The organism is Enterobacter cloacae complex sp. P29RS, assembly GCF_014893445.1.
Classification (GTDB): Bacteria; Pseudomonadota; Gammaproteobacteria; order Enterobacterales; family Enterobacteriaceae; genus Enterobacter; species Enterobacter intestinihominis.
Map to the genome: position 1 here is coordinate 12126 of NZ_JADBPZ010000009.1, position 11935 is coordinate 24060.

Genomic DNA, 11935 nt, shown 5'->3' on the forward strand with positions numbered 1-11935 from the left:
GAGGGTTATGGGCTTCGATACCACGAGCGAGATTACATTCCGTAAGCTCAGCATCTTCATGACGTTCATGGACAAGGGCAATATCGCACGTACCGCCGAAACGCTCGGCCTGAGCGGTGTCAGCGTGCACCGCGCGCTGCATACCCTCGAAGAGAACGTCCGCTGCCCGCTCTTTGCTCACAAAGGGCGTAACCTGATTGCCCTCCCCTCCGCGTGGACGCTGCTGGAGTATTGTCAGGAGGTGATGCAGGTGATGGAGCGCGGACTGGAAGAGTCGCGCAAGATTGCCGGTATCGGCCAGGGACGGTTGCGCGTCGGTACGCTTTACTCGCTGACGCTGGAAACCGTGCCGCGCCTGATAATGGGCATGAAGCTGCGCCGTCCGGATCTGGAGATGGATCTGACGATGGGCTCGAACGAAACCCTGCTCCATATGCTGGATGAGGGGTCGCTGGATGCGATTTTAATCTCTATCTCCGAGAGCGATATCGACCGTAACAGCCTCGAAGTGCTGCCCCTGTTCCATGACGATATTTTCCTTGCCGCACCGGCCTCTGCCACGCTGAATACCAGCGGTCCCGCCGATCTGCGTGACTATAAAGATCAGAAGTTTGTCGCCCTCGCGGAAGGGTTCGCCACTTACGCCGGGTTTCAGGAAGCGTTTCATATTGCCGGTTTCGAGCCGGAGATTGTGACGCGGGTAAACGATATTTTCTCGATGCTGAGCCTGGTGCAGGCGGGGGTCGGGTTTACGCTGATGCCGGGCAGGATGAAGAAAGTGTACGAAAATTCGGTGCAGCTACTGAAGCTGGCACAGCCGTACCAGATGCAGCAGCTGATTGCGATCGTCTTTGCCCGCAACCGCGAGCAGGATCCGAGCCTGCGAGCATTGGCCGCGGAAGGGCGGATGTACGCCAGAAGTTTGCAGGACGGAGCCTGAGGCCTTGCCGGGTGGCGACGCGTTGCGTCTTACCCGGCCTACAAAATAATACAACCGAACCCGTAGGCCCGGTAAGGCGCAGCCGCCACCGGGCAAAAAAACTCACGCACGAAGCCGCCCCGCCAGATGCACCGCCACGTCCACCCCGCTGCGCTCCAGCGAAATGGATTCGCCTTCCCACGCCGCCTGCCGCGTCAGGCAGGTTAATATGCCTCCCGGCGGCATCTCAATCGCCAGCCGCGCTTCACGCTCGTTAGCGGAAATCACCGCCTCCTGCCAGCGCACGGTTCGCGCCATGTTCATTGCCAGATCGTCGGCAATTTTCTCCGGCTGCCAGAGCACGCGTCCGGTACTGCCGCTCAGGTACGCGCAGCGGGGACGGGAAAGCGTGACCGATTCAAACGCCGCTGCCAGCTTCTTCGCCGGTTCCGCCAGCAGCGCGCAGTGCGATGGCACGCTCACCGCCAGCCGTTTGGCCTTGCTTGCACCCTTCGCCAGCGCGCACTCCGCCACCTGCGCCATACCGTCATCGGTTCCGGCAATCACGATCTGCGTTTCGGCGTTCAGGTTAGCGATATAGGTTCCAGTCCCCTGAATCAGGTTTTCCACCTGCGGCAGGGTCAACCCCATAATCGCCGTCAGGCCGTAGCCGTGCGGATACGCCTGCTCCATCAAATCACCGCGCAGCGCCACCAGCTTCAGCGCATCCGTAAAGTCCAGCGAGCCTGCGATAACCGCCGCAGGATAAGCGCCAATGGACAGACCGCTGACAATATCCGGCGACACGCCGCGACGTTCCAGCTCGCGCGCCCAGGCCACGCCGGCAATCAGCAGTGAAAGCTGAACCGCACGGGTGTGGGTTAACGAGGATGCGCTGTCCAGGGTATCGACTTCCGCCCCCAGCACAGCACGGGCCTGCTCCAGCTCCGTTCCCGGCAGGTTTTGCAGCATACCTTCGTGCTGTGTGCCCTGCCCCGGAAAGGTAAACAGTATTTTCATTACTCCTCCCTGTGCCATGGATCCGCTACCAGGCGCGGTCCACATTGCGTTTTTAGCAGCGTTTTGCCGTCGCGTAACCATTCTGCCAGCGCGAATCCGCCCTCGGGCGTGTCCACCTGCGTATCCGCCCGGCACAACGCACGGCTGAGCTGAGCCTGCCAGTCAGTAAACGCCTCAGGGGAAACGGTACGCGGGGCGCGGATCAGCAGATCGAGATCGCTATCGGCGTGGATCACCGGAATGCCGGTCGCCAGCGCGTAACCCGTACTGCCGGTTATCCCCCACGTCCACGGCCACGACTGCTGCGCAAGCTGAAGCGCCACCTGAACCGGCGGCTGAGTGACAAACGGCGAACGCAGCAGGTCGGCGGCAACGCTCAACTCTTCGGGCGACACCACGCGCAACACGTTCTCAGGCTTCACCCATCCGGCCGCTCGCTGGTCGCGGCGCAATCCGCGCACGCCAACGGGAATACGGCCTTCATTATCAACATCACGCCGCACCACTACCGGCAGCCCGGTATGCCAGGCCGCGTCTGCCCAGGATTCGGTAATCCCTTCCAGGGCGTCGCGCGCGGTAAGCCAGATGAGGTCGTGTGGGCGTAATGTTGTGGTCATAATTACATTCCTGAAGTCAGCGAGATAAACAGCGGCAGCGACAGGATACACAGTATGGAGCTCAACAGCAGCACGGCTTCAGCATCCGGCGACTGCACGCCAAAGCGGTTACCGAACACCACGCCAAAGAAGCCCGCAGACAGCGCAATCATCAGGATGGCGGTGATCGCCACGGAGCCGTGCAGACCGAAGATTAAAACGATACCCCAGGCAATTGCTGGCTGGATCAGCAGCTTGGCGATAGTGGAAGTGATCACCATGGTGTTGATCTGAAGCTTACGCGCGGAGAGGATCACCCCGGTCAGGAACAGCGCCGCAGCGGTCGCGGACAATCCCAGAGGTTTAATCGCCGCCAGTACCAGCTCTGGCATTTTGATGCCGATAGCGGACAGGATCACACCCAGCAGCGGGCCCATCACGATCGGTTTTTTAATGGAGCGCCACATCAGCACCGGCAGCATGGAAAGCGTTGAACCGGAGTTATTGCCTTCGGCGCGGGCTTTCTCACGCTCCAGAATAAGCAGGCAGAACGGGGTCATCAGCACCGAACCACAGGCGATGGAGACCGCCACGGAGAGTGAAGTAGAAGAACTTTCACCCAGCACGCTGCCCAGAATCGGCAGGCCGAGCGCCGCATAGTTTGGCAGAGCGACGGTCAGCGTCATTACGGCCGCATCCTGCGGAGATTTTTTAAAGACTTTGGTGGCGAGGAAGTAGATGGCCGCATAGGTGATCCACATCGCCAGGGTGAGAACCAGGATCAGCGGCGACTGCGCCACAATGCCGGTCCACGGGGTTTGCACGGTGGCGCTGAACAGCGCGGCAGGGAGTGCAAAATCCATAACGAAGATATTCAGCAGGGAAACATTTTTGTTATCGACCATCTTTGCTTTACCGGCCCAGAATCCCAGCAGCATGATGACGAAAATCGGTGCAAGAGCATGAACAATTACGTAAGTCATAAATCACCTGTAGTAAAAAAGTTTAAGCACTGGCGCGATGTTTATTATTTTCAGGATGCAGGTACCCGCGTGGACGCAACGGGCGCGCCCACGGGGTAATGCATCTGGCAGGTCTCTTTTTACTTACCAGCTGGCTCGCATACGTTCACGTACGAGCGCCGAGCTGCGGCGGTTGTCAGCACCCAGACGGTTTTTCAACGTGGTGTCCTGACGAGCGTCGCTGATGGCCTGTTGCAGGGTAGTTTTCACCCGCGTCAGATCGCTTTCGGAAGGGGCATCCGGGTTGCTGATATCCAGCAGGTCGGAGAGCAGCCCCAGCGTGGCGTAGTTGCTGATGTCGTACGCCATTGGCGGAATGGTTGCCGCCAGTTTTTCCAGCGCCTCCACGGTACGCAGCGTAATGCGCGCCGCAGACTCTTTGCCCATGGCATGGATCAGCACACCTTTATCGTTGAAGGCAATCAGGCGGTTGGCCTGGTAGCCGTGCGCCAGAAACGCGCCGGACATGGCCTTACCGACGATAAGACCAATCACCGGATGCCCCGCCAGCCGCGCATTGGCATAGGCGGCAGCGGCGCCGGCCAGCGCCTGGTGGATACCAAACGCCTCTTCGCGACGGCCATAGGCCTGGCTTGGGACATCGATCACCGCCACAATCGGGCGCTTCACGGCTTTATCTGCGTCAGCGGCGACGGTTTCGCTGACCACTTTTGCCAGCGTCCAGCCCTCCAGCAGCCCCACTTCCCCTTGCGCCGCGCGCGGGAAGTGGTTGTTGGCGTCCGGCACCACGGCGACAAAGCGCACCGTTTCACCGTTCAGCTCGCCGTCTGCCGCCTGCACGGACGGGCATAACCCCTCCAGACGTTTTGCGTTCGGGGCCAGAGTTTCCAGCCAGAGTTCGCCACGGCTAATTGAGTTAGTCATCATTTCACCTCCCGGGCAAAAAGCGCTTTAATCTGTTCGGCATCGGCCTGTTTGCGGGTGTCGAAATTCGTCAGACGGTTCAGGTAATCGTCGTAGTTATCGGTGCGATGTTTCGCCGGTACGCCTTTGGCGATAGCCTCGTTCATCGCGGCTTTCACCGCGTTCACGCCGTCGCCCACCAGCGCGTCCACCAGCCCACTTTCATAGCGCACTTCGCCGCCGGTCATGCTCCAGATAAACGGACGGTCGCGGGAGTCATATTCTTCAATGCCCGCTTCCTGCTCAATAACCTGCGGGCCGTTGAGGCCAAGACGCGCTTCGCGGGTCACAATCAGGTAGCTGCACAGCGCCGCGGCGATAGACATCCCGCCGAAGCAGCCCACGGTCCCAGCGACAATCCCGACAACCGGGGTATAGCGACGCAGGTCAACGATCGCGGCGTGGATATCGGCAATCGCCGCCAGGCCAAGGTTGGCTTCCTGCAAACGTACGCCGCCGGTTTCGAGGCACAGTACCGCCTGAGTCGGAATGCCGTTGCGGTTATCTTCCGCAGCCAGCTCCAGCGCCGCCGCCATTTTGGCACCGGACACTTCGCCCATGCTGCCGCCCTGGAAGGTGCCTTCAATCGCCACCACCACTGCAGGCTGGCCGTTGATAGTCCCTTTCGCGACTACCATGCCGTCATCGGCCTGAGGAACAATCCCCTGTGGCCCAAGCCACGGAGAGATAATGCCTTCAAACGGATCCAGTAGTTCGCGGTAGCTGCCGTCGTCGAGCAGCGCCTGCGCACGCTGGCGCGCTTTTAATTCGATAAAGCTGCTGTCATCACGCATGGTTCACCCCTTCAAAAACCTGTTCGATACGAATGCGTGCCACGCCCGGCGTCGCGCCGAAGTCGTGGATGGTCAGCTTACCTGCGGGCAGGCTGCTGACGGTTTGCAGGCGATTGAACAACGCCTCCCAGCGCCCACGGCTGTTGTCGACGGAGGTGGTGATATCAATGATTAAGGTCTGGCCCGGTTCGGCGGTGAAAAGCACCTCCATATCCCCGGAACCGACTACCCCTGCCAGCGCCCTGCCGCTTACTTCGCGGCTGGCGGGCACGGTCAATGTGATTTTTTCCATAACATCCTCTTAATGCTTTGAATAGGGCGTTTCGACGCGGTCAAGAAACAGCGTGGCGGCAAGCAGGTCTGCGGCTCCGCCCGGCGAGGCGTTAAGCGTCAGCATCTGACGGTCTAACCGCGCCAGCGCCTGCTGCCCCGCAAGTGTTGCGCATCCTCCCGCGTTCAGCACCGCACGGGCGCCGTTCTGCATGGCATCCAGCCCCTCCATGCCGGCGCGCGACAGCACGCAGGTGTCGGTGAGCGAGGTCATGATCGCCATCAGCGCGTCGAGTCTGGCCTGCGTTTCGCTGCTGCCGTTGAGGCGGCTGAGGTGAAGCTGCGGCAGCGCGCGCTGCATGATGTGCGGAAACGCCTGCTGAGCCTCTTCACGCGCGCCCGGTACACGGTAGCGGTGCGTGACGCGTAACCCCTTGCTGAATACTTTCGGCGCCGCGTCATCCGGCAGTTTCGCCAGCTGAGCGGCGGTGTTCGCGACGGTTTGCGCCCGGGCATCGCCGCCCAGCATCGCCACCGCGCTCACCAGCAATCCCAGCGCCCAGATCGCGCCACGGTGTGTGTTCACGCCGTCGGTAGCGGCCATCATCTGCCGTTCGCCTTCACGACCCAGGCGGCCAACGGTTTGCCTGAGGGCAATATCCGCCGGACGCTGCCAGCTCTGTTGCGCCAGCGCCTGAAACGTGGGGGTCAGGCTGTGAGCGGAGCGCTCCATCAGCGCAAGCGATAAATCGTGATGCGCGCCGTTCCCCCGGCTGTCCACCAGACCGGGCTTCGGGCTTAAACGTGCTTCGTCAATCAGACACTGCGTGGCGGTTCGCGCCAGCCATTCGGCACCGCCTTCAACCTGGATCTGGGGCAGAAGTTTCATTACCAGCTCCGGAATTTCGCAGGTGGGTTATACAGGCCGCCGGACCACTCAACGAGGTCAGCCACGCTGCCCGCAGCCAGCAGAGAGCGGGTGGCATCGGTACGACGAATGCCCATATCTTCCGGATACACAACCTTGCCGCTCTGGCGCAGTTCCGCCACGCGTTTGGCATCAACGCCCAGACCGATATCGGTGATACCCGCCACGGCGGCGACCATGGCGCGACGCTCTTCCAGATCTTTCGCCCGGTAGAGGTAAGCAATCCCCTCTTCCGTCAGCACGTGGGTGACGTCATCGCCGTAAATCATAACCGGCGCCAGTGGCATGCCGGAGGCTTTCGCCACGTCTACGGCGTCGAGTTTCTCCACGAAGGTTGGCTTCACGCCCGCCTGGAAGGTTTCCACCATCTGCACAACCAGCTTTTTACCGCGCTGCATCGGGTCAGGCTCGGTGATCATGTTCAGCCAGGCCGGAGTGGCGTGGCGACGACCGTGCGGATCGTGGCCCATGTTTGGTGCGCCGCCGAAGCCGGAGAGACGGCCGCGGGTCACGGTTGAGGAGTTAGCGTAACCATCAACCTGTAGCGTGGAACCGATAAACATGTCGACCGCGTACTGACCAGCCAGCTGACAGAAGGCGCGGTTAGAGCGCATGGAGCCGTCAGCACCGGTAAAGAACACGTCCGGACGGGCGCGGATGTACTCTTCCATCCCCAGCTCGCCGCCGAAGCAGTGGACGCTCTCCACCCAGCCGCTTTCGATGGCCGGGATCAGCGTTGGATGCGGGTTCAAAGTCCAGTGTTTACAGATTTTGCCTTTGAGTCCGAGCTGTTCGCCGTAGGTTGGCAGCAGCAGTTCGATCGCTGCGGTATTAAAGCCAATCCCGTGGTTCAGGGACTGCACCTGGTGTTCAGCGTAGATGCCTTTAATCGCCATCATCGCCATCAGGATGTGTTCCTGTTTAATCAGGCGCGGGTCGCGGGTGAAGAGCGGCTCAATAAAGAACGGCTTGTCCGCCACCACCACGTAATCGATCCACGAGCCCGGAATATCGACGCGCGGCAGGTCGCACTCGTCGTCCACCAGCTCGTTCACCTGTGCGATGACGATGCCGTCGTGGAACGCGGCGGCTTCCACCAGCGCCGGGGTATCTTCGGTACTCGCCCCGGTGTAGAGGTTACCTTTACGGTCCGCTTTAAAACCGGCAATCAGCGCCACGTTTGGCGAAAGGTCGACGTATAAACGTGAGTAGAGTTCGATGTAGGTGTGAATCGCCCCGATTTCGAGCTGACCATCCTCCAGCAGCTGCGAAATGCGCAGGCTTTGCGTACCGGAGAAGGAGAAGTCGAGCTTGCGGGCGATGCCTTTCTCAAAGATGTCCAAATGTTCGCTGCGGCCCACGCTCGGCATGATCATATGCAGATCGTGCACGATTTGCGGGTTCACTTCGGCCAGTGAACGGGAAAGGAAATCCGCCTGCTTCTGGTTGTTGCCTTCCAGAACGACTTTGTCGCCTGGTGCGATCAGTTTTTCCAGCATGGCGACAAGATCGCCGGTTGGCAGTACCTTGCCCTGCACCGGTACGGACGCCAGACGACGCGCTTTCTCGCTGCGTCGGGTGTTCCATTGCCGGGTGGGTGTTTGCCCAGATAACATTATTAACCTCCTGATTCAGCACATCATTCTGATTTGCTTAACGTTGAGTAAAGTGTGCGCTCTGGTGAGAAAGGCATCAATTAAGCGTAGGACGTAATCATTAGCCTGAGAGTAATAATCAAGGTAAAGAAATGTGATCGGGATCAGTTCATGTTTCGGAAAAACGGGCTAAACGGGGTACAATTCGGAAGGTATAGTTAATTTCTGACAAGAATCAGCATCGCCCTTATGACCCAAATCATTCCCTCAGACTTCGACATTGCAGCCGAAGAGAGCGCAGAGTTCGTGCCCATGCGCGGTGTGGCTAACCCTCACCTGCAAACCATGCTGCCGCGCCTGATCCGCCGCAAGGTGCAGTTCAACCCCCACTGGCAGCGCATTGACCTGCCGGACGGTGACTTTTTGGATCTCGCCTGGAGCGAAGATCCGGATCGGGCCAGACATAAACCCCGTCTGGTGGTGTTTCACGGCCTGGAAGGCAGCCTGCACAGCCCTTACGCACACGGTCTCATTGAGGCGGCGAAAGCCCGCGGCTGGCTTGGGGTGGTGATGCATTTTCGCGGATGCAGCGGCGAGCCTAACCGTCAGAAACGCATTTATCACTCGGGTGAAACCGAGGACGGCTCCTGGTTCCTGCGCTGGCTAAGAGACAATTTCGGCGAGGCACCAACGGCAGCGGTGGGGTATTCGCTGGGCGGGAATATGCTGGCCTGCCTGCTGGCGAAGGAGAGCGACGCGGTGCCGCTGGATGCGGCGGTGATTGTCTCTGCGCCCTTTATGCTGGAGCAGTGCAGTTATCATATGGAAAAAGGGTTTTCGCGGGTCTATCAGCGCTACCTGCTCAACCTGCTGAAAGCCAACGCCGCACGTAAACTTAAGGCCTATCCGGATACGCTGCCTGTGACGCTGCAACAGCTCAAACGCGTGAAGCGCCTGCGCGAGTTTGATGATTTGATCACCTCGAAAATTCACGGCTTTGCCGATGCGATTGACTATTACCGTCAGTGCAGCGCCATGCCTTTACTGAATCAAATCACGAAACCCACGCTGATTATCCACGCCAAAGACGATCCGTTTATGGATCATCACTCGATCCCCGCCCCTGACTATCTGCCGGATAACGTGGAGTATCAGCTCACCGAGTTCGGCGGGCACGTGGGCTTTGTTGGCGGCACGCTGCGTCGGCCAAAAATGTGGCTTGAGACGCGTATACCCGACTGGTTAACGGCCTATCTGGACGGTAAAAAATGATTATTCCCTGGCAGGATCTCTCTCCCGAAACGCTCGATAATCTGATTGAAAGCTTTGTCTTGCGCGAAGGCACCGATTATGGTGAACATGAACGTTCGCTTGAACAAAAGGTCAACGATGTGAAGCGCCAGCTTAAAAGCGGCGACGTGGTGTTGGTATGGTCCGAACTGCATGAGACGGTGAATATCATGCCCCGCAACGCGTTTCATGGCTGATCTTACACTTTTCCAGTCAGGGAGTTGCTATGTCTGCCAGACATCCGGTTATTGCCGTTACGGGTTCGAGTGGGGCGGGAACCACTACCACCAGCCTCGCCTTCCGCAAGATTTTCGCCCAGCTTAACTTACGGGCGGCAGAGGTAGAGGGCGACAGCTTTCACCGCTACACGCGCCCGGAGATGGATATGGCCATCCGCAAGGCGCGCGATCTGGGTAAACACATCAGCTATTTTGGCCCGGAGGCCAATGACTTCGGCCTGCTGGAGCAAACCTTCCGTGAATACGGGCAGAGCGGCACCGGGCAGTCCCGCAAGTATCTCCATACCTACGATGAAGCCGTGCCCTGGAACCAGGTCCCCGGCACGTTCACGCCCTGGCAGCCGCTGCCGGAACCGACTGACGTGCTGTTTTACGAAGGATTGCACGGCGGCGTGGTGACGCCTCAGCACGACGTGGCGCGCCATGTGGATTTGCTGGTGGGGGTGGTGCCGATTGTTAACCTTGAGTGGATCCAGAAGCTGACGCGTGACATGAGCGAGCGCGGCCATTCGCGAGAGGCGGTAATGGATTCGGTGGTGCGCTCCATGGAAGATTACATCAACTTCCTGACGCCGCAGTTCTCCCGAACCCACATTAACTTCCAGCGCGTCCCCACCGTGGACACCTCCAACCCGTTCGCCGCAAAAAGCATCCCTTCCCTGGACGAGAGCTTTGTGGTGATCCACTTCCGCAACCTGGAAGGCATTGATTACCCCTGGCTGCTGGCGATGCTACAAGGTTCGTTTATTTCGCACATGAATACGTTAGTGGTACCGGGCGGAAAAATGGGGCTGGCGATGGAGCTGATCATGACGCCGCTGGTCAAGCGGCTGATGGAAGGAAAGCAAATCGCGTGAGTTGTTTTGCCCGGTGGCGCTGCGCTTACCGGGCCTACGGGCGTGCTTTTGTAGGGCGGGTAAGCGAAGCGCCACCCGCCAAAAATTAAGCCTCAATCACTTCATACGAATGGGTGATGTTTACCGCTTTCTCCAGCATTAGCGCCACAGAGCAGTATTTCTCCGCAGACAGGTCAACCGCACGCGAGACCGCCGCATCCTTCAGTTCTTTGCCGGTGACGATAAAGTGCAGATTAATATGCGTGAACAGACGTGGCGCCTCTTCGCGACGTTCTGACGTCAGCTTCACTTCACAATCGGTCACGTCATGACGGCCTTTTTGCAGGATCGACACCACGTCGATCGCACTGCATCCACCTGCCGCCATCAGCACCATTTCCATCGGGCTTGGGGCTTTATCGCCGGAGTTGCCATCCATCAAAACCTGGTGCCCGGAAGCAGACTCGCCCAGGAACGTTAACCCTTCAACCCATTTCACACGCGCTTGCATATTCACTCACTCCAACGTTGCATTTTTTATGACAGATTACGTGTACGTTACATTTCTCGCAACGGAAGGCGACCTGCGTCATGCTGAAGCGAGACACCAGGAGACACGCGGCGAAAGCTATGCTAAAACACTCTGGATGCTACAGTAATACATTGACGTTACACATGTATGCAGAGGACATCAAACTTTACTGGCTGCGAAACGTTACGACAGCCGACTTCCCAGGTATGGGTAAGAATTCGATTGCAACCCCAGAGTCCGGATGCATCTTATGACTCTGGTGACAGCTTATAACAGAGGATAACAGCGCATGGTGCTTGGCAAACCGCAAACAGACCCGACTCTCGAATGGTTCTTGTCTCATTGCCACATTCATAAGTACCCATCAAAGAGCACGCTGATTCACCAGGGTGAAAAAGCGGAAACGTTGTATTACATCGTTAAAGGCTCGGTGGCCGTGCTGATCAAAGATGAAGAAGGGAAAGAGATGATCCTTTCTTATCTGAACCAGGGCGATTTTATCGGTGAACTGGGCCTGTTTGAAGAAGGCCAGGAACGTAGCGCCTGGGTTCGTGCAAAAACAGCATGTGAAGTGGCTGAAATTTCTTACAAGAAATTCCGTCAGCTGATTCAGGTCAACCCTGACATCCTGATGCGTCTTTCTTCCCAGATGGCACGCCGTCTGCAAGTGACCTCTGAGAAGGTGGGTAACCTCGCCTTCCTGGACGTGACCGGTCGTATCGCGCAGACGCTGTTGAACCTGGCGAAACAGCCAGACGCCATGACCCACCCTGACGGTATGCAAATTAAAATTACCCGCCAGGAAATCGGTCAGATCGTCGGCTGCTCCCGTGAAACAGTGGGCCGTATCCTGAAGATGCTGGAAGATCAAAACCTGATCTCCGCCCACGGTAAAACCATCGTGGTTTACGGGACCCGTTAATTCCGGTCAGACGGCGTGCCGCCGCAGGGTGGCACGCCGTTTTTGTCT

General features: G+C 58.6%; 14 protein-coding genes. 5 read left to right on the forward strand and 9 right to left on the reverse strand.

What is annotated here, in order from left to right:
• Positions 1–7: 7 nt before the first annotated feature.
• Entirely contained in the window at positions 8–940 is a 933-nt protein-coding gene (locus IM282_RS08550) for a LysR substrate-binding domain-containing protein (RefSeq protein ID WP_022649599.1), read from the forward strand.
• Positions 941–1042: 102 nt separating this feature from the next.
• Here the strand turns inward: IM282_RS08550 and mdcH are convergent, their stop codons facing one another.
• The 8 genes from mdcH to mdcA all read right to left on the reverse strand — a co-directional run bounded on the left by mdcH (position 1043) and on the right by mdcA (position 8089).
• A complete protein-coding gene (mdcH, locus tag IM282_RS08555) occupies positions 1043–1939 on the reverse strand; it encodes a malonate decarboxylase subunit epsilon (protein WP_032626771.1) in 897 nt (298 codons plus the stop codon).
• Positions 1939–2556, reverse strand: a complete 618-nt coding sequence (locus IM282_RS08560) for a malonate decarboxylase holo-ACP synthase (RefSeq protein ID WP_038416830.1) — start codon at positions 2554–2556, stop codon at positions 1939–1941. Before IM282_RS08560 ends, mdcH begins: the two co-directional genes overlap by 1 nt.
• Before the next feature lie 2 nt (positions 2557–2558).
• The gene (locus IM282_RS08565) at positions 2559–3518 is read right to left on the reverse strand and encodes an AEC family transporter (RefSeq protein ID WP_192970319.1); all 960 of its coding nucleotides are present in this window, start codon (positions 3516–3518) and stop codon (positions 2559–2561) included.
• A gap of 123 nt (positions 3519–3641) precedes the next feature.
• Positions 3642–4442 carry a biotin-independent malonate decarboxylase subunit gamma gene (gene mdcE / locus IM282_RS08570; protein ID WP_003861675.1) on the reverse strand — a complete coding sequence of 267 codons (801 nt, stop codon included), beginning with the start codon at positions 4440–4442 and terminating at the stop codon, positions 3642–3644.
• Complete coding sequence (locus tag IM282_RS08575) at positions 4442–5275, reverse strand: biotin-independent malonate decarboxylase subunit beta (protein ID WP_003861672.1); 834 nt, start codon at positions 5273–5275, stop codon at positions 4442–4444. Before IM282_RS08575 ends, mdcE begins: the two co-directional genes overlap by 1 nt.
• Positions 5268–5567 carry a malonate decarboxylase acyl carrier protein gene (mdcC, locus tag IM282_RS08580; RefSeq protein ID WP_022649604.1) on the reverse strand — a complete coding sequence of 100 codons (300 nt, stop codon included), beginning with the start codon at positions 5565–5567 and terminating at the stop codon, positions 5268–5270. Before mdcC ends, IM282_RS08575 begins: the two co-directional genes overlap by 8 nt.
• A 9-nt stretch (positions 5568–5576) precedes the next feature.
• Positions 5577–6434 carry a triphosphoribosyl-dephospho-CoA synthase gene (locus tag IM282_RS08585; protein ID WP_022649605.1) on the reverse strand — a complete coding sequence of 286 codons (858 nt, stop codon included), beginning with the start codon at positions 6432–6434 and terminating at the stop codon, positions 5577–5579.
• Positions 6434–8089, reverse strand: coding sequence for a malonate decarboxylase subunit alpha (gene mdcA, locus IM282_RS08590; protein WP_023298766.1), 1656 nt, complete (start codon positions 8087–8089; stop codon positions 6434–6436). The genes IM282_RS08585 and mdcA overlap by 1 nt, the downstream gene beginning before the upstream one ends.
• 228 nt (positions 8090–8317) lie before the next feature.
• Between mdcA and IM282_RS08595 the strand changes: the two genes are divergently transcribed.
• The 3 genes from IM282_RS08595 to IM282_RS08605 are packed head-to-tail and all read left to right on the forward strand — an operon-like array spanning position 8318 to position 10454.
• On the forward strand, positions 8318–9340 hold the full coding sequence (locus IM282_RS08595; RefSeq protein WP_048966613.1) for a hydrolase: 1023 nt from the start codon (positions 8318–8320) through the stop codon (positions 9338–9340).
• Positions 9337–9555, forward strand: a complete 219-nt coding sequence (locus IM282_RS08600; protein ID WP_003861664.1) for a YheU family protein — start codon at positions 9337–9339, stop codon at positions 9553–9555. Before IM282_RS08595 ends, IM282_RS08600 begins: the two co-directional genes overlap by 4 nt.
• Before the next feature lie 29 nt (positions 9556–9584).
• Positions 9585–10454: a phosphoribulokinase gene (locus IM282_RS08605; protein WP_171936761.1), complete on the forward strand. Its 870-nt coding sequence runs from the start codon at positions 9585–9587 to the stop codon at positions 10452–10454.
• A gap of 85 nt (positions 10455–10539) precedes the next feature.
• Here the strand turns inward: IM282_RS08605 and IM282_RS08610 are convergent, their stop codons facing one another.
• Entirely contained in the window at positions 10540–10944 is a 405-nt protein-coding gene (locus IM282_RS08610; RefSeq protein ID WP_022649609.1) for an OsmC family protein, read from the reverse strand.
• Positions 10945–11254: 310 nt separating this feature from the next.
• On the opposite strand from IM282_RS08610, the gene crp reads away from it, so the two are divergent.
• Positions 11255–11887: a cAMP-activated global transcriptional regulator CRP gene (gene crp, locus IM282_RS08615; RefSeq protein ID WP_000242758.1), complete on the forward strand. Its 633-nt coding sequence runs from the start codon at positions 11255–11257 to the stop codon at positions 11885–11887.
• The last annotated feature ends 48 nt before the right edge of the window (positions 11888–11935 follow it).